The organism is Prevotella sp. PTAC, assembly GCF_013166535.1.
Taxonomy (GTDB): Bacteria; Bacteroidota; Bacteroidia; order Bacteroidales; family Bacteroidaceae; genus Prevotella.
The window spans coordinates 77,753-99,161 of sequence record NZ_JABKKK010000005.1; the positions used below are offsets into that span (position 1 = coordinate 77,753).

The 21,409-nt window shown below is 48.1% G+C and carries 17 protein-coding genes; 6 read left to right on the forward strand and 11 right to left on the reverse strand.

The window, feature by feature from the left end; translation table 11 throughout:
* Positions 1–16: 16 nt before the first annotated feature.
* The 4 genes from HPS53_RS04845 to HPS53_RS04860 form a co-directional block, all read right to left on the reverse strand.
* Positions 17–1,336: a dihydroorotase gene (locus HPS53_RS04845; RefSeq protein ID WP_172204752.1), complete on the reverse strand. Its 1,320-nt coding sequence runs from the start codon at positions 1,334–1,336 to the stop codon at positions 17–19.
* Between the two features lie 10 nt (positions 1,337–1,346).
* Entirely contained in the window at positions 1,347–2,147 is an 801-nt protein-coding gene (locus tag HPS53_RS04850; RefSeq protein ID WP_104369016.1) for a DUF4369 domain-containing protein, read from the reverse strand.
* 95 nt (positions 2,148–2,242) lie between these two features.
* A complete protein-coding gene (locus tag HPS53_RS04855; protein ID WP_104369017.1) occupies positions 2,243–2,644 on the reverse strand; it encodes a hypothetical protein in 402 nt (133 codons plus the stop codon).
* Positions 2,628–2,975, reverse strand: a complete 348-nt coding sequence (locus HPS53_RS04860) for a septum formation initiator family protein (protein ID WP_104369018.1) — start codon at positions 2,973–2,975, stop codon at positions 2,628–2,630. Before HPS53_RS04860 ends, HPS53_RS04855 begins: the two co-directional genes overlap by 17 nt.
* Positions 2,976–3,299: 324 nt before the next feature.
* Here HPS53_RS04860 and HPS53_RS04865 point away from each other — a divergent pair, with 324 nt between their 5' ends.
* Positions 3,300–6,425, forward strand: coding sequence for a glycoside hydrolase family 98 domain-containing protein (locus HPS53_RS04865; RefSeq protein ID WP_253942816.1), 3,126 nt, complete (start codon positions 3,300–3,302; stop codon positions 6,423–6,425).
* Positions 6,426–6,466: 41 nt separating this feature from the next.
* The gene (locus tag HPS53_RS04870; RefSeq protein ID WP_172204753.1) at positions 6,467–8,512 is read left to right on the forward strand and encodes a hypothetical protein; all 2,046 of its coding nucleotides are present in this window, start codon (positions 6,467–6,469) and stop codon (positions 8,510–8,512) included.
* A gap of 154 nt (positions 8,513–8,666) precedes the next feature.
* Here the strand turns inward: HPS53_RS04870 and HPS53_RS04875 are convergent, their stop codons facing one another.
* From HPS53_RS04875 to HPS53_RS04890, 4 genes are all read right to left on the reverse strand, one after another.
* The gene (locus tag HPS53_RS04875) at positions 8,667–9,608 is read right to left on the reverse strand and encodes a DNA/RNA non-specific endonuclease (protein ID WP_172204755.1); all 942 of its coding nucleotides are present in this window, start codon (positions 9,606–9,608) and stop codon (positions 8,667–8,669) included.
* Between the two features lie 165 nt (positions 9,609–9,773).
* Positions 9,774–11,126, reverse strand: a complete 1,353-nt coding sequence (locus tag HPS53_RS04880; protein ID WP_216651887.1) for a hypothetical protein — start codon at positions 11,124–11,126, stop codon at positions 9,774–9,776.
* Positions 11,127–11,166: 40 nt separating this feature from the next.
* On the reverse strand, positions 11,167–12,093 hold the full coding sequence (locus tag HPS53_RS04885) for a DUF5689 domain-containing protein (protein WP_172204757.1): 927 nt from the start codon (positions 12,091–12,093) through the stop codon (positions 11,167–11,169).
* 13 nt (positions 12,094–12,106) lie between these two features.
* The gene (locus HPS53_RS04890) at positions 12,107–14,659 is read right to left on the reverse strand and encodes a TonB-dependent receptor (protein ID WP_104369023.1); all 2,553 of its coding nucleotides are present in this window, start codon (positions 14,657–14,659) and stop codon (positions 12,107–12,109) included.
* A 156-nt stretch (positions 14,660–14,815) separates the two neighbouring features.
* On the opposite strand from HPS53_RS04890, the gene HPS53_RS04895 reads away from it, so the two are divergent.
* From HPS53_RS04895 to udk, 3 genes are all read left to right on the forward strand, one after another.
* Positions 14,816–15,871 (forward strand): endonuclease/exonuclease/phosphatase family protein, encoded by a 1,056-nt coding sequence (locus HPS53_RS04895; protein ID WP_172204759.1) that lies wholly within the window; start codon positions 14,816–14,818, stop codon positions 15,869–15,871.
* A 20-nt stretch (positions 15,872–15,891) separates the two neighbouring features.
* Complete coding sequence (locus HPS53_RS04900; protein WP_104369129.1) at positions 15,892–16,476, forward strand: uracil-DNA glycosylase family protein; 585 nt, start codon at positions 15,892–15,894, stop codon at positions 16,474–16,476.
* Positions 16,477–16,552: 76 nt separating this feature from the next.
* Positions 16,553–17,167 carry a uridine kinase gene (udk, locus tag HPS53_RS04905; RefSeq protein ID WP_104369024.1) on the forward strand — a complete coding sequence of 205 codons (615 nt, stop codon included), beginning with the start codon at positions 16,553–16,555 and terminating at the stop codon, positions 17,165–17,167.
* Between the two features lie 129 nt (positions 17,168–17,296).
* Here the strand turns inward: udk and HPS53_RS04910 are convergent, their stop codons facing one another.
* Positions 17,297–18,262, reverse strand: coding sequence for an IS110 family transposase (locus HPS53_RS04910; RefSeq protein ID WP_172204761.1), 966 nt, complete (start codon positions 18,260–18,262; stop codon positions 17,297–17,299).
* A gap of 693 nt (positions 18,263–18,955) precedes the next feature.
* The gene (locus HPS53_RS04915) at positions 18,956–19,615 is read right to left on the reverse strand and encodes an HdeD family acid-resistance protein (protein ID WP_172204763.1); all 660 of its coding nucleotides are present in this window, start codon (positions 19,613–19,615) and stop codon (positions 18,956–18,958) included.
* 122 nt (positions 19,616–19,737) lie between these two features.
* Between HPS53_RS04915 and HPS53_RS04920 the strand changes: the two genes are divergently transcribed.
* Positions 19,738–20,244, forward strand: a complete 507-nt coding sequence (locus HPS53_RS04920) for a histidine phosphatase family protein (protein ID WP_104369026.1) — start codon at positions 19,738–19,740, stop codon at positions 20,242–20,244.
* A gap of 18 nt (positions 20,245–20,262) precedes the next feature.
* Here the strand turns inward: HPS53_RS04920 and HPS53_RS12590 are convergent, their stop codons facing one another.
* Positions 20,263–21,291: a hypothetical protein gene (locus HPS53_RS12590; protein ID WP_253942817.1), complete on the reverse strand. Its 1,029-nt coding sequence runs from the start codon at positions 21,289–21,291 to the stop codon at positions 20,263–20,265.
* Positions 21,292–21,409: the final 118 nt, after the last annotated feature.

Below are 21,409 nucleotides of genomic sequence, written 5' to 3' on the forward strand. Positions count from 1 at the left end.
TGTCACTGTATCCCGGTTATCTGAAATCCACCGCACGGCCGACACGGCAACTGTCCACACGGCCATTCTCATATACTGTATGGCCGTTGCATATAGTGGCGGCTACGGTCCAGCCGAATGTCATTCCCTCAACGGGACTCCATCCGCACTTGCTCTCTATCATGTCTGCGGTGACGGTCATCGGTGTGTGCCGTACTATTGTTATATCGGCCTTATATCCCTCACGGATGAAACCGCGGTCACGGACACCGAACAGGCGTGCCGGATTATGACACATAAGTTCCACCATCCTTTCGCGGGTGAGGATGCCGGCATCCGTAAGAGTGAGCATTGCCGGTAGCGAGAACTGTATCATAGGCATACCGGACGCAGCCTTGTCGCACCCTCCTTCCTTATCGCATGACAGATGCGGGGCATGGTCTGTGGCCACTGTGTATATGCGGCCGTCGGTAAGCGCATGTCGCAAAGCATCCCTGTCGGACATGGTCTTTATTGCAGGATTAACCTTTATGCGTGCCCCGAGTCGCGAATAGTCCTCATTGCAGAACAACAAATGGCCGACGACAACTTCAGCGGTGATTTTAGTTCCGGTGGAGAAAAGTTCGAGTTCACGGGCTGTGGTAAGATGGGCCACGTGTAAACGGGCGTCATACTGTCGGGCAAGAGATACTGCCAGGGACGTACTTTGATAGCAACTCTCGGCCGAGCGTATTTCGGGATGAAGGGAAATGTCGGGAAAGCGTTGATCGGATAAACGTGCCTGCTCCATGTTTCGGTCGATAATGGACGTGTCTTCGCAATGTGCCATGAGTGGTAAACGTGCCGTTCGGAATATCTGTTCGAGTGCTTCGCGGCGGTCTACGAGCATGTTTCCGGTTGAAGAGCCCATGAATAGTTTTATGCCCGGAATGTGATGGGTGTCAAGATGGTCGAAAAGCGTCTGATTGTCGTTTGTGGCTCCGAAAAAGAACGAGTAGTTGACATAGCTGCTGCGTGAGGCAATGGCAAACTTCTCGTCGAGCGCTTCGAGCGTTGTTGTCTGCGGCACGGTGTTGGGCATGTCGAAATATGTCGTCACTCCACCTGCTGCCGCTGCTCTGCTCTCGCTCTCCATGTCGGCTTTGGCGGTCAATCCCGGTTCACGGAAATGCACATGAGTGTCTATCACACCGGGAATAACGAGACAGCCCGACGCATCTATCGTTTTGTCGACAGGTACACCGGGCTGTTGTTTGTTATTGTTTATTTGTAATATATAATCGTCTTCGATGATTATTGAACCTGAGAATGCTTTATTCTCGTTGACGATAGTCGCGTTTTCTATTAATGTTCTCATTGTCGTTTTATCACTGGATGTCGCCGGACAACTCTGTGTTTTCCGTCGAATCAACCGAAGATTCAGGCATCGTCTGTTCTTCTTCCGCTATCGGTGCCGGCATTTCATCCGACGGGTCGAGACCTTGCATGCGGTTCTCGTTATCGGTTGCGGTCTGATAATAGTCCTTTACGTATGGATTGTTTTTGAACTTTTCCGTGGCTTTGCTCATGATATCCTCTATCTGCGGTGTGAGGATAGGGTATCTGTAACCGCTGGTTATCATCATGAATACTCCCGGTCCGAGCACGTTGTCGAAGTTTTCAACAATGAAAGTGGTGACAAGTTTGTCTTCTTCCTTGGCTATCTTGCCGGCCTCACGTGACAACTCTTCGTTGATAATGTGTTCTTCTATGCCTTCAAGCATCATCTGGCTTTGGCGGTGAGACAGTTCGCTCATGCGGTTGTCGAGTTGATTGTGCTTTTTGAGAAACTGGTATAACTTCTCATTCAGCGGTGTTCCGCTGACTGTTTGTGTCGCATTGTCTATCTTGATTGTTATTTGCCCGCTTTCGAGTACTACCGGCATGACACTTTCATCACCGATGAACAGTGTTGCCATGCGCACGGTGTCGAGGACTCCGGAAAGTTGGAAACGGCCGTGCACGACATCACAGGAGTCAATTGTCTTTATCTCGTTTGACTTGACGGTTCTGAGATACATCATGTTTCCGTCAAGCGACGATATGGAAGAAGAGCCCTGTACGTTATAGGATTCGGCACATGATACCATCATTACCACAACAGCCAGTGCGTATAAGATTTTATTCATAGAAACAATTTTGTTCATTTGTCTTCGACAAAATTACAATGATATATCGACGTACGGAATTTTTTTTATGCTATTTAAAACATTTAGCCTTTCTTTTATATTTTTTTTGCCTCTTTATCGAGTTCTTTGCTTATCCTGTGCACCACATAAAACTGTAAAACAGCGGCGACAAGAAGAGTCACGACCCAGTTGTTATGAATATATTTAATATAGGTAAGCATGTCAAGCTTGAAAGGATTGCCGTGTCCGGCATACATGAGTAGGGCCGAAGCGAGCAATAAGACATCACTGAAAATCATTATACGGCGCAATCGTTGTATAGCGATGTTTCGTCCTTCGTATTTCTGGCGGAACTGCATCAAGACAAAAGCGATGGCTCCCATGGCGAATAAATACGGTGCCCATGAGTACATAAATATACTTGCCACGCTGCCAATGACCATCATTAAAGCTCCGAGAAGCAGGATTATGTTTTCTATTTTATTCAGTTGTTTCATCGGTTGGAATGTGTGTTGTCGGTTTGTCGTCACTTAACACGAAGATGTCCTCATCGTCCATTTTCATAAAATAACGCTCCCTTGCTATTTTCTCTATTGCCTTTGGGTTTCTGTCCAGTTCTCTCAGGCGGGTCTTGTCGCGTTCATAATCGGCGGTATAGCGCTCTATGTCACTTTTCAACTCGTTTATTTTCTGCTTATTCCTGAAATGATTCCAGACACTGTTCTCGTCGGCAAAGCCCACAATGGCAATCGCTCCGATTACAACCACGACATATTTCAGCGAATGGGAGCGGCGTATATAATTGAAAACGGTCTTGACGATTCTCATTATTTCCTGTTATATATTTCTGCAAAGATAATGTTTTTTTCGGAATTTTCAGTCTTTGCATATCAACATTAAGGTTTCTTAAAAACTGACGCTTATAGAGGCTTAAGCGTATATACATGGAAATAAGTCCGGTATGGTGATCGGAATATAACTTGATTTAGATGTATTGGGAAACAAATCCGGCTTTGAAACAATTCCGAAAGAGTATGAAACAAACGTCAAAGAATGTACAATGTATTTATATTAATTTTGTGGACAGAATGAGACGCGGTGGTGTCTTTAAAGGGAATAATGGAGTTTAATATACCATAATATATTTGAAATATGAAAATACGACTGTTTAAAATGTTTATTATGCTTGCTGTTTTCTTGTTGACGGCAGGCAAGGTCTCGGCGCAGGAACGGCGCCCCGTGGATGACAGACATCCGCTTTGGTTGATACATGTGGATGTATGGAATCAGGCTGATCCGCAAAAGATTATCAATCTTATTCCTGACGACATAAAACCGTATGTATGCCTTAACCTGTCTTTGTCGTGCAGCTATGATAAAGAAAAGGATGTGTATATGAGGCCGCAGAGTGCCGTTCGCACGTTTAAATCGTGGGCTACGGTATGTCAGGCCAATAAGATGTGGTTCTCGTGCCAGCCTGCCAGTGGCGGCCATACCCATATAAAGGATGACGACTTGGAAACGTTCGAGTATTTCTACAAGCGTTACCCAAACTTTCTCGGGTGGAACTTCGCTGAGCAGTTTTGGGGCTTCGACGAACCGAACGATAAGAGTTCCAGTACGCAGCTTGATCGGTTGGAGCTTTTCTCCAAGTTAGTGCCGATGGCGCATAAGTATGGCGGCTTCCTTACTATCAGTTTCTGCGGAAACATCTGGTCGCACGGCCTCAACCCGGTGGGCATGATGAAGCGCAATGCCGCATTATTGCAGGCGTGCAGAGACTATCCCGAGGCAATATTATGGCTCTATAAGTATACTACATCATCGTGCTTCTATAACAACGAGAGTGTGACTTTCTCGCCGTTCATCTCCGGATTGGCAAAGAACTATGGCGTTCGGTATGACAATTGCGGATATAATGGTGCGCTTGGTGATATACTTGGTGAAGGGCACGGACGCAAATATCCCATTGCTGCCGGCATAGGTACCGTGATGGAGCAGACCTGTGTTAACGGTGGTGCGGTATGGGACGGCCCGGAACTGATATGGACAGAGGATTTCCAGAACCTTAGCAACTCTACTGTTGACGGATATACACGGCGTAACTGGGGCACGTTCCCCGGATTTGACAACGCATGGATAGACATGTTCCGCAAGATAATAGACGGTACAATGTACATTCCTACACGGGAGGAAGTTGTGAAACGCACAAAGATTGTTGTCGTAAATGATGTCGAGAATGGCAGCGATGAGGATAAATACGCTTCGTGGGGAACTCTTTATGACGGACTTTACAAGCAGGACGACCCGTTCAACAAGGACAACGGGCAATGGCATAACAACTATTGGTACTTGAAGAAGACCGCCAGATATGGCACCATTCCCGTGGCTGTGGAGCTTTATGACGATTTGGCGAAAGCTATTCCGGTGGTAGTTAAAAAGTCGGAACGTTCAACAAGGTGGTCTACGGAAGGGAAAAAGGTTGAAGAATACAATAAGATGTATCCGGAAATGAGTTCCGGCGACCTGTTTGTGTCACGACATAGGAACCAGCTTGTCGTATATACCCCTTATACATATTTAAATAGTAAGACTACGGCTTCGGCAACTGTTCCGTTGGAATATAATACTTGCGACAGGCTGCAACTTACTTTCGGGCAGTTGTGCAGTGGCGTTATACGTGAATATGCGGACCATATAGACTGCTACTTGAATAATTATCGCACGGACGTGACAACGAATGTGGTTGATAAAATCGTGTTGGAAGGAGTGGCATCCGAGCCGTCTTATAAAATGACCAAGCGTGGAAAAGCAACGGCGTTGGCAACAGCAAAATGGGATGAGGCAAACGGTGTGTATACATTGGATGTGAAGCACAATGGACCTGTCGATGTGACAATAGACTGTGCCGGTGCGGCGACGGGGCGTAATACGGATGTGTTGCCTGCAAACGCTTTGACGGATAATCTTCCGAAACAGCCGGGAGAATATGCAGGTGAGCTTATTATAGAAGCGGAAGACATGGACTTTAAATATATAAAGGAGTGCGTCGTGCTGCCTTATTACAATCGTCCGAATGTCAGGGGATTCAGTGGCAATGGCTTTATGGAGATGGGGACGAACCGTTCGGGCAGTCTGCGGCACACTACTGATAAGCTGCAGGCGGGTACTTATGACATAACAGTGCGATATAGTTCTCCAAACAAGGCCGGCCGACTGAAAGCTTCCATAGGAGGGAAGGAATACACTTTGTCTTGTGAGAAGACTGGGACCAACCAGTGGCAAAAAGCAACATTTACAGCTGAAATTGCGGGAGGTTCCAACAGGCTGACCATTACCAATACGGATGGAGCGGATATGATGATAGATCAGGTGGTATATGCGCCTCAGGGAACTCCGGAAGAGGAATATCTCGTGACAATACGTGATGTGGAGCATGGCAAGGCGACGGCCAGTGTAAGCAAGGCGGCAGAAGGTTCAGAGGTAATGCTTACTGTACAGGCAGATGAAGGATATGCGCTTGCGGGTTGGGAGGTTATTCACGGCAATGTGTCGATAGGTGATGACCTTACATTTACCATGCCTGATGATAATGTTACGTTGCGTCCGTTGTTCGTAGATGTATCTTCCGTATATAAGCTTGACTTTGCAAAGGTGGGTACAGGTGCGATGCCGGAGGGATGGCGTGCTGTGCAAGGTAGCGGTGAAGTGCATGAGTATCCCAATACTTACGGTCAAGGTTCGCGTGCATTCTCTGGTTTCAACGGCTATCAAGGCAAGGCATTGTATTGGCGTGAGAACTGTGCCGAGTACGGTCGTCAGGATGCTTATCCACTTACACTGTCGCCCGGCACTTACAAGTTGTCGTATGCCGTCGCGGCATGGAAGGGCCAGCCGGGTTATAGAGTTGCCGTGCTTGATGCTGCCGGCAACGCCGTGGCGACATCATCGGTTCATACAGCGACTCCGAATGCCAATGGAAGTACTACAGCCAATGTGAGTGCGGCCGTATGTTATGAGCTTGATGTGAATATAAATAAAGAAGGTAAATACATTATCAGTTTCCAAAATTCAGGTGATGGTTTCAATGAATACCTGCTCTTGGAATGTAAATTGTCAAATGAAGACTTGGTAAATATCAGTCAGATCGTGGATGATGCCGATGAAGACGTGATTGGAATTTATAGTATAGATGGTGTGAAACGTTCCGGTTTGCAGAAAGGATTGAACATATTGCAGCTTCGTGGAGGAAAGACCAGAAAAGTGATATGCAGATAATAATAAGGAAATAAAAAAACAATACTTAAATAATAACGATAATGAAGAAAATCAGTTTAATTTTATGGGCTGTACTATCTGTCGTGACGATGACGGCACAGAACCCTTATCTGCCACTGTGGGAACATCTTCCCGATGGTGAGCCTCGTGTGTTTGAGGATCCGGATCGTCCTGGTAAGTATCGTGCTTATATCATCGGGTCGCACGACGTGACTTATTCCGCCTATTGCGGTAATGACATCCGTATGTGGTCGGCACCGGTAGAAGACCTTAGTCAATGGCGTGACGAAGGTCCTATCTTCACCTGGTTTGTCGATGGGCAGTGGGACACGATGTTCGCTCCCGACCTCGTGGAAGTGAAAGATCGTAAGACGGGAAAGAAGACATATTATCTCTATCCTCATTCGCGCGGTTGGCGTCGTGTCGCCATGGTTTGCAAAGGAGACAGGCCGAACGGTCCTTTCACTCCCGTTAACCTCACTGACGATGGCCGGCAGTGCCTTCCCGGTTCGCTTATAGATTTTGACCCGTCGGTATTTATCGAGAATATAACCGATAAACGCGATAAAGACTACGACCGTGGCTTCCGTGCATACGTGTTTTATGGTTTCCGCCACAGCACGGCATACGAGCTTGATCAGGATAACATGTATGCTGTCCGTCCGGGTACGGAGGTTCATGACTATTTCATTCCTGCCAGTGAGCGTTACGGAGTGGTGCGCGACCCGGAAGGAACGCAATATCCGGCGTTGTATAAAGACCAGAACCCCGGCGACTTTAACTTCTTTGAAGCGTCATCAATTCGACAGGTTGGTAATAAGTATGTGATGGTATTCTCCGGATACAGCGGTCCCGATTACGGACTTGGCTCAACCAATTCCGCTCTGCGTTATGCTTTCGGTGATTCTCCGTTAGGGCCTTGGCGCTCGGGCGGTGTGTTGGTAGATTCGCGTGGTGTGGTGCCGAATGAAGACGGAACGTGCCTTGTAACCACCAATGCCGCTCACAATACTCACGGCTCTTTGCAGGAAATAAACGGTCAGTGGTATGTGTTCTATCATCGTCCGCCGCGTGGTTTCGGTAATGCCCGTCAGGCAATGGTCGCTCCTGTGAAGATTACATGGGACAAGAAGAAAGTGGCAGACGGCGGTATGGTGCGCATCACGGCATACGATCCATATACTAAGAACAATGAATGGACGGCTTCTGCGTCCAATGGCATGACCTATACCGGTGCGGAAGTGACCAGCGAGGGCTTCCAGATATTCGGTCTTCCGCCATACCGTTACTATTCGGCCGGCTTGGCTTGCTATATGACAGGCAACGAGTGGATGCAGGATAATCACGACGTATGGAATGATGGCATGGATTTGGCTGGTATCAATAATCGTGGTATTGTGGGATTTAAGTATTTCGGTTTCGGTGGATTGGATAAGGACACAAAGGGTGTCAAGGCTTTCACCGGAACGAAAAAGGGCAATGGCACGTCTCTTTGTCTTGACTTGACTCCGGGTGGAAACGGTGCGTTTACTATTCGTGTGATGCTCGACGGACCCTATGCCAACGATACATGGAAAGGCCGTGAGATTGGTTCAATCGACATTCCGGCCGGTGCACGCCGTGAGCGCACCGTTTATAATATACCTGTTCCGGAGGTGGACGGATTGAAAGGCAAGCATGCCATATATCTTGTGGCAGAGGGACCGGAAGTAAAACAACCCAAACAGGATTCTCGCGCTCAGCGTCAGCCCCGTCAGCCTCAGCGTCCTGTCGGATTGTTCGACCTTCACGGTATAGGTTTTTCCAAGTCTGACATGCCGTTCAAGCGTCCTGTCGTTCCTACTGTTACCATTATGGCCGATGGCAAGACTCTCAATATTCCTGCCACTCCGATACGTACCAGCAATGCGAACGGACTTACGGATGCCATCCGTTATCAGGTATACGCTCCGCTTACGGCCGGTTCCAAGATTACCGTTAAGGCGTCAGACCCGTCTGTAAAGGCTGAGGTAAGCCCCGTAATTGAGGGACGTGCAACTGTAAAGTGCACTTATAATGGTAAGGAGAAGATATATCTGATAAACTAATATTTGGCATAATATTGGATAAAGACTGAAATTTATCTATAAAACCGGAAATGGGAGCGTCATCGGTGGCGCTCCCATTTCCGGTTTATTATCCCAATGTCGTTGTGTGATTGCGGCGGTATAAGACTATATCGGCATTCCGATTTCATTTTTATTATCTTATTCCCCAGTAATTATAAGCGACTTTGCTTTCTACTTTGTACTCTATTCCGTCCGGCAGATTACAGAAGAAGTCTATGCCAGTGCGGGCTTCAAGCTCGTCGATTGTTATCACATAGTTGCGTAAATTGTCTTTCGACTGGTCTGTGTTTTTGTGCTCTGCCCAAAAAGCGAGAGCTGAATACTTGCCCTTTTTCTTTGATAGTAACGCCATGTAGAAATATTTCGGTACAATCATTTTGCCTTGGATGCGTGTCAGTATCTGGCTCTCGTTGTCTATTGTGCCGCCTTTGCACACAAATAGGGTATCCCCGATAGTATTCGGAGTCCAGTCCCTTACTTTCTGTTCCATTACAGCCCATAGTTTGGCATTGAACGCGTTTCGTTGCGGTTGCATATTTGTCATGTAGAAAGTCTGATAGTTTGCCTCTTTTGAATACTGACGGTCGGCAGACGGGCATATATGGCCGTGGTCATATCCGGAGCGCACAAATAAATCGTCGCTCCATCTGTATTGTGCCGGTAGTTGCGGGTCGTATGGGTATTGTCGCTCGTTTGGATGATTACCGGGGTTTTTGTTAGGGTCATATCGCCCGGCATTGCCTTTGTATGTGTGCTGTTTGTCATAGTTGGAGTGGTGATGATCCACCATCATGTAGCACGACCAGCGTTGCGATTTCTTCTCCGTGTCCCATTCCACGCAGTAGTTTAGGCCGTAAGTATCGCCTGAATAATACTTCAGTATGATGCTCTTTCCGTTTTTTGCTTTAGGAAATTCCAGTCGTGCGAGTTCCGGATTAGCCGCTGTTACAATGTTTTTGTTCACGTTTGCATTATAATCAATGCCTCCATTATCATCATCGTCATTACATGATGTGAATGTGAAAGTGATTGCTGCGTAAACTAACAATGTCGATACTTTGAATAATCTATTCATATTTGTTATTTATATAGAAACAGACTGCAAAATTAAGTGTAATTTTGCAGTCTGCCAAATATAATTATATTTCTGTTGTAAAAATATTATATATAAGTTTCAAGGAATAAAAATCCCGATGCGTATTTAATACGCATCGGGATTTTTGTTATGGATATAAACGTATTATTCTGCGTATGAAATAGCCATTGATTTTATACGGAATTGAGATGCGGTGCCTTTACCTTCATGGGCATTCTTGATGACAAATTTGTTGTTGCCGATGCTTTCAATCTTTACTATATTATCTTTGAATGATACATTTCCGCTTGTGCATGTAACTTTTTCTTCGGCGTTACATGTGATATTATTATATACATCTACTGTTACGGTAATATCTTTGACCGGTTTAACAGCATTTATGTCAATGGAATTTTGCGGATACATCCGGAATGTACCGCCGCCCCCTGTGTAATATGCGGGAGCCGTAGCTCCGTCACCTTTACTGAATGTGAGCGTTGTTCCATCTGTTAATGTAAGTGTGGTTAGTAAAGTCTGGTTTGTCAATCCAAATGAGTTGGGATCTACGATGAATGCGTTCGGGTCATCAATGTCGCCTCCGCCTGTACTTCCGCCGTTCTTTGTCAATGAATACAGATAACTTTCGTTTGGAACGGTTTCGGGAGTTGGGATGCCCTGTGTACCTACATATTTAGTTAGTTTTCCGCATACTACGACATCGTCTCCGACAGCGATGTTCTCACCTTCAGTATACTTCACGTTGCCCAGATAGAGAGTGCGGAATACGTAGAACTGATTGTTTGTTGTGCCATCGTCAGAGATATTGAATGTGGCATTACCAAATTGAGTGCTGAATGTCTCTTTTATAGAAGAAATCTTACCCTTGATGTAGACTACTTCAGATTGCTCGTTGTCGCCTAGCGACATTGCGAGTTGGTTGGCTGCTACACTGTTGAATGGATTTTCAAGCGTACCGTCTCCTTTGGCTTCCCCTGTTATCGGTGGCTGGCCACCTTCCGAAGATGTTTTGCCGTTTATTGAGTAGATATATGCTTTATTCTGCACTGTCTCAGGAGTGTTACCCATATAGTTTGTAACTTTTCCGCATACAACCACCTCGTCACCTTCTTTGAGCAAATCTCCACTTGTGTATTTCTTGTTGCCAAGGTATAAAGCACGGAATATGTAGAACTTGTTCGTGCTTGTTTCCGTATCTGCGATATAGAAAGCGGCGTTACCGAATTGTGTAGTGAAGTTTTCCTTTATTGATACAACTTTTCCTTTGATGTATATATCTGTGGCTGATTCCTCACCGGAAGCCAATTTAGATGTATATTCATTTGCGGCAATTGCATTGAATGGATTTGCCAATGTTCCGTCTCCGGTCGGCTCTTCTGTTGATGGCGTTTCCTCTCCGCTTCCTCCGGGAATATCATACGGTTCTGGTACATCTTCACAGCTTGTGAATGTGCATGTCGCCATTGCTATGGCGAATATTGAATATAATATCTTTTTCATAAATGTTTGTTTTAATGTATTTATTATAATTATGATACGTTTAATTACCGTTTTCGTTGTTTATAACCTCAACATCGCTTCCTTCGCGCAGCAGTATCTGCCATGTATATCCGTATTTTTTAGGGTCGTTGGCGTATACGGTGAATATACCGGTAAGGTTTATTTTCCCTGTCGGCATCACCTGGGCGGCGAAGTCGGCGTATGTGCTTGAACGCACCACAAACGACGCATAGCTGCCGCTCATGGGCACTTTCCCGTTCACTGCGATAGAGCGGCTCACACCGTTGCCGGCGTCTTTTTCAGCATCGCTTGCCCAGACTTTTGTACCGTCGGCCTCGGCCATTGTCACGCCTTTCACGGTCATGAGCTTGCCGCGGCACGCTTTCACGTAGTCGGCATCCTGCATGCGCGTCACATCAAACACCTCGGGTACGACAACCTCTGTCTTTGACGGATTCACATATTTGAAATGGCGTTGCCACAGCACACGGCTCATACGGCTGGGGAAAGTCTTTCCCGATGCGTTGGTATATGAAACGCCGATTTGCGGCTGGTTGCCATACAGGCCTATGTGCAGGCCTTTGAGGTCTACGAGTATCTCCTTGCCGACAGGCAGGTAGCCGTACAGGCCGCCTTGGGCTATGCAGATAAGTATCGCGCCCGTGGCGTCTTTCACCGCCACCTCGTTGTAGATATTGCCTTCAATGTCGTTTCCGGTAATCACTACTTTTATTTGCACGTCATCTTTGATGAGAACAGTATCGTTGGCGTTTGTCATCGGGTTGACATACCGCTGCAAAAGCTCGGCCACAGTGATGACGTTTGTTTCTTTCAGCTCCGGGTTCCCGTATGCGTTCTGAGTGTCGGGAGCGGTCCAGTCGGTGTCAAATCCATAATCTTCTCCGCCCATGCACCCTGTAAGCACCGCACAGGCGAAAGCCGCGAGAATATATTTTATCTTTTTCATGTTCGTAGCTGTTTTAGAATTTATATGTAATGTTCAGCATACCGTTTGTTCCGTAGGCATAGAACTTCATCGGGTTCTTCGAGAACCTGTATGTTCTCGTGTTTCCGCTTTGCGTGTAGTCGCTGCGGCTCTGTTCATATCCTCCGGTGACAATGTCGCGGTTGTTGAGCACGTTGGTCACCATCAGGTTGATAGACAGAGAGCCTTTTTTGAGGTATATGCTGCGGCCGATGGACGCGTCGAGCATAAATCCGCCTTTGCCCTTGGTCTGGTCAAGTACTCCCGGGAGGATGTTGCCTTCATTGTCGAATATCTCCAAGCCTGCGTCATGACGGTTTTGCAGCGAGCTTTCGTAGCGGTAGCTCGGAGAGTAAGACAGGTATATGCGGTCATAGTAGTTTCCGTTCAGGTCTATGTACCATCCGTTAGAGTGGTAGCTCAGTCCGAGACTCAGTGCCGTGAGTGGAGTTCCGTTCTCGCGCATATCCTTGTTGTAGCATATTTCCTCGGTATACTTGGCCGATGTGGAGTTCATGTAGCGCACGTTCGAGTTGTCTGCATACTTTGCCTCGCTCATCTGTCCGAGCAGTTTCACGCTGAATGCCGAGTTGATCTTCACGTTTGCTCCAAGCTCCACTCCGTAATACTCTTTCTCCACGTCTGTGAACGAAATATATGTGAACGAGTTTACGTCGTCATAATAGAAGTTCTGCCATTCCGTTCCGTCGGTGATTTTGGAGTAGTATCCGCTTAGCGAGAGGTTGAGCCATGACGAGCGCAACTGGTATCCAACCTCGGCAGACATCACTTTCTCGTTTTTCAGGTTTGTCACGAAGTCGTTGTTGATTTCCGGTGCGGCAAAGGCAGCCGACGGAGTGGGGGTGCGCAGTTCGTAACCTACACCGAGTGCCACCGTGTTTCCTCGTCCGAGGTTTATGTTGGCTCCCGCTTTAGCTCCGCCGTCGAGGAAGCGTGCCGTGCCGCTCTTTCCGTAAGAGTTGTTCTTTGCCAGTCCGTTGCGCATCTTTCCGTCACGCTGCATTGATGTAGCGCCCACGCGTCCGCTGACGAAAGCGTGTACCGACTTGATGTTTGTCTTATATGTGGCCCATGCGTTTGCCTTGTCTACGAGTATGTTGTAGTTGTATCCGAACTTGTCTCCCTCGCGCACTTCTGCGTTCGGGTTGTTCATGTCATACTGCACCTCGTCTGAACCTGTCGGGTATGTACCCAGCGCATAGCTGTTTATATTATGGTAGATGTTCGCTCCGAGCAGGTCCTCCATTGTCTGGTAGTGCATGCCTTTTGTTGTCGACAGCGCTATACCGAGGTCGAGCGACGAGTTCTTCGTCAGTTCGGTTTTGAGCGATGACGACAGGTTGAATGCCAGCTGGTCGTTGTTCTTGGCCTGTATGTAGTACATGGCGTCCTTGCCTTGGGCCGCGAGCTGCTGGTTGCTGTAGTACAGTCTGTCCCAGTTTATCTGGCGGTTGGCTTTCGATGCCGTCCAAAAATCGTATGACGCGCGCCAGTCAGCGAGGTTCTGCTCCGTGCGGTTGGTAACATCGTTTTCATCCCATACGTTATAGAAGCTCGACGGCAGGTTTTTCCAGTAGTTAGGGTGCGGGTTGTCCGAGTTGCTGTAGTTCAGCTTCGTGCTCTTGTAGTGGCTGTACTTTCCGCTCAGTGCCGTCGTCAGCTTCATATAGTCGTTGATTTTATAGTCCCATGTGAGCAGAGCCGTAGGCGCAAAGTCATTGACTATTCGCGAATTGCGCTTCTTGCCGTTCTGGTATCCCCAGTTGGGGTTGTAGTAACGGTCGTTTGCCAGCCAGTAAGCCTCATCGGTGGCTGCGCCCTGCGACGCACGTTCCGTAGGGTTACCCCATGTCACGAGCGATACGGTGTGTTGGTCGTTTATGATTTTCTCCACGCCGAGGAAATAGGACAGGGAGTTGTAGAACGTGCCTTCCACGTATCCCCTGTTTGCCCAGCGATACATCACTCCGGCCGAGTATGCCCATCCGTTTGCGTTCACTCCCGAGTTGTAGGTGTAGCCTCCGCGCAGTGTGTAGCTGCGGTTGGCGCCGCTCAGTGTGAGCCTGTGGCCGGTGGGCTGTGCCGACGGGCGGAAGTTATAGTTGTTCGAGCCGCCCATTGCCGACATCGAGAAACTGTTCGCCTCGAACGGTAACGCAAACTCCATGTTCCGTGTCTGTGCGTTCAGTCCGCCTATCATTGAGTAGCGAAACTGTCCCGACTCGACATCGTTCATCGGCGCTCCGTTGATGTAAATCTCGTTGTACTTCTGGTTGAAAGCCCGGTATCTGAATCTCACCGGACTGAACAGGTATCCCACCTGGCTTGCGTAGAGGTTGCTGTTAGAGTTGATAATCGTCACGTTCTGCGACATGTCATCGTCTTCTCCCAGTTGAGCCTCGGTGAAAGTGAAGGCCGATTCTCCCGTGTCGACAGGCTTTTGTCCCTCCGTCTCGGTGGTGTTCTGGGCGAAAGCGGTTGCCGAACAGCAGATAGCCATCATTGCTAATCTCAGCTTTTTCTGCATAATTTATAAATTTGTTTGTTTATTATTTTCGCTACAAAGTAACTAAATAAAAATTGAATAATGGTATAAAAGTAGAATAAAATTAGATTAAAAAACATTCAAAAAGTGTATATTGTCATTTTATTTCCCGATATTTGCACAAAAATATACATGACCATGAACAGATTTATTTCATTATTGGCGTTTCTGCTCATCATTGTCGGTAGCGGAGCGCAGGCTCAAGAGAGGAAATTCTCCGTATATGCGGTAGGATTCTATAATCTTGAAAACCTTTTCGACACTTGTCATGACGAGGGAAAACGCGACTACGATTTTCTTCCAGAAGGGGCATATAAGTGGAACGGACGCAAGTATGCCAGCAAGCTCGACAACCTTGCCCGTGTGCTTGCCGACATGGGGACCGACGTGTTGCCCAAATCCGTAGGTTGCGCGGTAATAGGAGTGAGCGAGGTTGAGAACGCGAAAGTTCTCGACGACCTCACGGCCCGGAAGCCACTGGCAGACCGAGGATATAAGTATTGCCATAACGAAGGGCCCGACAGCCGCGGCGTCGATTGCGCGTTGCTCTACAATCCTCGTATTTTCACCGTGCGCGATGTAAAGCTCGTGCCGTACGTGCAGTCTCTCGCCAAGGACAGCAACTTCCATACCAGAGGCTTTCTCACGGTGAGCGGCACTATGGCCGGCGAGCACGTCACGGTGGTGGTGAACCATCTGCCCAGCCGTTTCAACGGCTCTTTCTATCGTGAGCAGGGCGGCCGCCAGTTGCGTCAGCTGAAAGACTCGCTGCTTCGTGAAGATCCGGCGGTGAAAGTGATTGTCATGGGTGACATGAACGATGACCCGATGGACAAGTCGATGGCCGTGGAGCTGGGTGCAAAGCGTAATATTAAAGATGTCGGTGACGGTGACATGTACAATCCATGGTGGGATATACTGGCAAAAGAGGGGCGTGGCACGCTTATGTATAACGGCGGATGGAATCTCTTTGACCAGATAATCCTTTCTCCGTCTCTTCTATGCCGTGACGGAAAGAAAGACTACTCCACACTCAAATATTTCAAGCATCAGATATTCACGCGCGACTATCTGTTCCAGCAGACCGGCAAATACAAGGGCAACCCGCTGCGCACCCATGCCGGCGGAGTGTGGCTCAACGGCTACAGCGACCACCTGCCCACTATCGTTTACCTTGTGAAAGAACAGAAATAGAGTATCGTATGCAAGGCGACATGACGATAGAGACACACCCGTTCGAGCCTTTTCTGCCGGCAGATGCGTGCCTGCTTATGTTGGGGACGTTTCCACCGGCAGAGAAACGGTGGTGCATGCCTTTCTATTACCCCAACTATCTTAACGACATGTGGCGTATTTTCGGTATCTGCTTTTTCGGAGACAAATCACATTTTGTCATCGGTGAAGAGAAGCGTTTCGATCTCGATGCCATCGTCCCGTTCCTGCGAAGTAAGGGAATAGCCCTTTTCGATACGGCTCAGAAGGTATGCCGAACCAAGAACACCGCCTCCGACAAAGATCTGGAAATAATAGAGCCGTCAGACCTCGACGGTATGCTTGAGGCCCTGCCTCTGTGCCGTGCCGTGATTACGGCCGGGCAGTTGGCTACGGATACTTTCTGTTCACACTACGGCATCGCGGCTCCAAAGGTTGGAGAGTATGCCGTTTTCAATTTCAGTGGAAGGGATATCAGGCTCTACCGCATGCCCAGTTCCTCACGGGCATATCCAATGCGTGTAGAGCGCAAGGCCGGGTATTATGACAGGGTGTTCGCCTATCTTGGGCTTACCGACGCTTTATGACGAGCAAGTACGTGCCCCTGCCGCTGTTACGGCAGGGGCGATATGGAAAAAGATAACTTGAAAACAATCCCAAACAATGACTATAATAGGAATAGCCGGCGGTACCGGTTCTGGAAAAACCACCGTCGTGAGAAAAATAGCCGAGGCCTGTCCGCCTCATTATGTGACAGTGGTGCCTCTCGACTCGTATTATAACGACACATCGCACATGACAGAGGAAGAGCGGCATGCCATAAACTTCGACCATCCTGATGCGTTCGACTGGAAACTGCTCACCGAACATATCAGGCAGCTCAAATCGGGAAATGCCGTCGAGCAGCCTACATATTCGTATATCAAGTGCAACAGGCTGCCGGAGACGGTGCATGTGGAGCCGAAGCCCGTGATAATAATCGAGGGCATAATGACGCTTCTGAACAAAAAGTTGCGTGAGATGATGGATCTTAAAATATTCGTCGACACCGACCCCGACGAGCGTTTGATAAGGAATATCCGTCGCGACGTGGTGGAGCGCGGACGTACCGTTGAGATGGTGATAGACCGTTATCTCGACGTGCTCAAGCCGATGCACGAGCAGTTTATAGAGCCGACCAAGAAGTATGCCGACCTGATTGTGCCTCAGGGAGGAGACAACAAGACGGGCATAAGCATTCTGAAAGCATACATAGAAGGCATAGTGACAAGAATATGAACTATAATAAGAAAATTGAATACGGTTAACGATAATTAGCATAATCATGCAGGTTATCGTGCATGGAAAGCTCGTCGGGGCTGACTGCTCAGCCCCTTGCCGCATGGCGTTCCCTCCGCAGATGAGTATTTATGGTCTTTCGGACTTGAACCCATCGACATACGGTATTCCTTGCTTGACCACCGCAAAGGCTTGCCTTACAAGTTTGTTGGCTACAGCGACGACCGCCACCTTACCCGGCTTGCCATTAGACCGCAAACGGTCGAAACATTCCTTGCACTCGGTATTACACCTGAGTGATGAGAATGCCGCTACATAAAGCTGGCTTCTGAGGTTTGAATCCCCGTTCCGGTTGATGTGACCTTTGACATTGACTGACGTACCGGATTGTTGGTAAGTAGGTGACAAGCCCAGATAACGGGTCAGTTGCTTGGCGTTATCAAAGTAGGTGAATCCTCCGGTGGCTACGATGAGTGCGGCTGCCAACGTGACACCGATACCTTTGATGGAAGTGAGCAAGTCCATCTGTTTCTTGTACTCGCCTCGCGCCAAGGAAGTGATTTTCTCTTCCATTGCCTTGATTTGTTTCTCGAGGAAAGCAATTGTCTTTTCGATGGTTTTCTTGCATTCAGGGTCGAAAGAAGGAAGAACTTCCAGCGAGCCTTTGAGGTTGCGTGTTGCCACAAGTTGCTTTTTAAGCTGGCGTAGCACCGTGCGCTTCTGCTTCAAAACGAGGATCGAATCGCTGCGTAGCTTGTAAGGTACAGGCTGCATCCTCTCACCGTACAGGGCTATCAGGCGGGCATCAATCTCGTCCGTCTTGGTGACGGTTAGCATGGCACGGGCGAAGTTCTTTATCTTCAGCGGATTCTCAAGGCTGACGGTTATCCCGGCTTCGGAAAGCAGATAAACGAGCAGCGCACTGTAATTGCCGGTGGCTTCCAGAACGCAATGATGCTCTGCTGCCGAAATAGTCTGGATGAACTCATGGACACCTTTGACGGTGTTCTTGAATGTTTTTGTCCTGCCTGTCCTGGCAGACGAATAAGAGACAACGAAAGTCGCCTTGCTGACATCGATTCCAATGTAGGTCATAGTCTATAAACTTTAATTAAACAACATCATTACATCGTGAGCCATCATTGCGAATGCGGGGTCTGAAAGCCCATTGAACTATCCGGTTTCTGATGTAAGAGTATGGGGGCGAAACATATTCTACGGTCTTTATGACTAATGAAAACTCTGCCTTATTCCACACTCCGATGTTGAAACTTTATGCAAAAGTATAACGATTAAATAATATACAATGAAATATATTGGAAACACTCGGAATAATATTTACAAAGTGCTCCTCATATTTCGTTTGTTTTAAAATATAAAACCGGTGGCCGCAAATAAGCGGGTTTTAGACGTTTTTGCGTAACTGACTGGCAATAAGAGCAATAGGTCAAATCATAACGATTTGACCTGTTTTTGTATGTCCGTCTGAGCGGAACTTTTCATCAATTAGATGCTTATTGGTTTGCATTGGGGTGCTTATTGGAAGCCAACGAGCCGCTAAACGCATTGCGTTTACCTGCTAAATGCGTTCCAACGAGTATCCCGTTGCGTAAAAACGGTTGCCTGGAAGTGTATGTTTCAATGGGCTATCGCGTAGCGTATAGTGATGCGTAGCGTGCGGGCATTTCTATTTCACGGAAAAACGAAGTGTTAAATCCGTGACTTTATCATTACATCCGCACGTTGAGATCAGGCTTTGCTTCCGGTAATCATAGCCCATTCTCCGGCTCATTGTGCATCGTCTTTTATCTCTGTGGCATTATCTTTTATTTCAACGGCATCATCGATGTCAAGTTTACGCCCCTTGGCCATGTATCGTTCTATTTTCTTGCGGTGAGCGTTTATTTTCAACTCGTTCACCACCTCTGTCACTCCATAGAGCAGCAGGCACCAGCCGATAATCACGAGCGGCGCTCCCGCTATCCACATGGGTTTGATGATGGCTATCATTCCAATGATGAGCACAAGCACCGGACTTATCCATAGAGCCGGGGTGATGCGGCCGAGCCTTCCTGCGGCGATGATGTTGAGCATCTGGTTGATGGTGCCGAGGATGAGTATTCCACCGAGTATGTAAGACAGGAAGTTAATCACCATGGCGGGAGAGATGACGAGCAGCAGACCGAGGGCCACGCTGCCCACTCCCACAATGGGGAATGTGGGGCGGTTGCAGGCAATCACCCGTCCGTCGCTGTCGAAGACCGTTGCCGTGTCGTCACGCCTTGTCACGAAAAAATAAGAAATGCACGATATTATGCCTGACAGAAGGAACAGGCCTCCTATTGCCATTGTGAGCCACACGGCAGTGTCGTCGGGATATTTTATCAGTAACGCTCCCACTGCTATCGAGCATATCGCACGGAAAATACTGCTTTGTATTGCTTTCATTGTTGTAAAGTTTAAGTTTTTGAAAATGACGTGTCTGTGCGTCGATATCGTTTGCAAAAGTACGCAATATAAATATGAAAAAGTAATTATTTTACTACTTTTGCAGAATAAAAACATTGATTATGACAACTCTATATCTTGTAAGGCATGGTGAGACGGAAGACAATGCGGCCATGATAATGCAGGGGCAGACACAGGGACGGCTGAGCCGGGAGGGGGAGAGGCAGGCTCGGCAACTGGCCGAACGGCTCGACGGCACGCACATAGACGCTTTTGTGTCGAGTGATTTGAGGCGCGCTTTCGATACGGCCGCCATAATAGCCGGCCGCCGCCGGATGGCAGTCGCCGTGACACCGCTGCTGCGCGAGCGTGATTGGGGCGATTTCACGGGCAGGTATATTCCCGATCTGAAAGACGAGCCGTGGCCCGAGAACGTGGAAACGGCGGACAGCCTCTGTGAGCGTGCCCGCCGTTTTATCGGTTATATAAAGAGAGAATATCCAGGAAAGTGTGTACTGGCCGTGGGGCATGGGATAATAAACAAGGCTGTCCAGGCCGTCTGTCACGGCAGGCCTATGAGCGGGATAGCCCGCATGGATAATGCCGAGGTCAGGGTGCTGGTGTTCTGACGCTTCATGTCGGTAGGGTTATCTGCTGCCTCCGAAGCGGCCTTTTGCTCCTCCTCCGTGACTCTTGCCGGCGTTTCCGCCTCCCTTCATCGCCGCTCCTGCCGATGAGTGCCTGCTCATTTTCGTGGCACTCTTGTTGACGGTAGGCGTGCTTCTGCTAATTTTGGATGTGTTTTGTTTCATCGTCGGCATGTTTCTGTCGAGCTTGCCCGTGTTGCGGTTGAGGTTGTCAATGCGTGAGCCGGTTGTTTCTTTTTTGCGGATGTCCGTTCCTTTGCTTATGCTGAAGCCCGGGTGTTTGCCGCTTACGGTTGTCGTGTGGCTTTCCTTGTTCAGGTCGAGCGTGCGCTTTTTTATTGTTGTTATGTTCGTTTTGTTGTCTTTTAATGTCACGTTAGTGCGGCTTCCGCCAAATCCGTTACCGTTTTTCCCGTTACCGTTGATGTGCTTGTCGGTATTGTGCTTGTCGCCTCGTTTTGCTGTCACGTGCGTCGAACTGAGTTTTCCGTGTCCGTTGTTTTTGTTGAAATCGCCTTTGTCCCACTTGTCTCGCATGCCGTGATGTCCGTCGCCGCGGTGAAAGTCGTGCTTGCGTCCGTGATAGTAGCTGCGTCCGCCGTTGCTTCGCCAACTGTGTCCTCCTCTGTATGATATGTATACCGTGGGGCGACCGAAGTAGAAGTAATCTCGTCTGGGATAGCGGGCGTAGATGCCGAACCGCCAGTAGCCGCCGTGCCAGTATAGCGGACGGTAGAAATATGTGGCCGCCCTGAAAGCTCTCCACTGCCAGTCGAGCAGAATATAGCTTATGTCAAGATTGCGTCGTGTCCAGTATGTGCCGAAAACATCGTCGCGCCCGGTGACACCCATAAGGTAATCGAGGTTTATCTCGTATGCGGCGTCATACTGCTCATTTGTCAGGTTTAGTTCATAGGCCATCTTGTCCGTGAGGAAGAGGGCCTCTCTCCGTGCCTGGTCGTAACTCATCGCCGTGGCCGATACCGTTATTGTCAGCATTGCCATTATCGCTATTATCATCCGTTTCATAATCGTATGGTTTTATATGGGTTAAACATCGTTGTTTGTTTTCTCAGTGGCAAAGTAACGGATTTTTCTTCGTTCCGGCAAAGGATTTTCCCTAAATGGAGGTGGGAAAATCCCTATC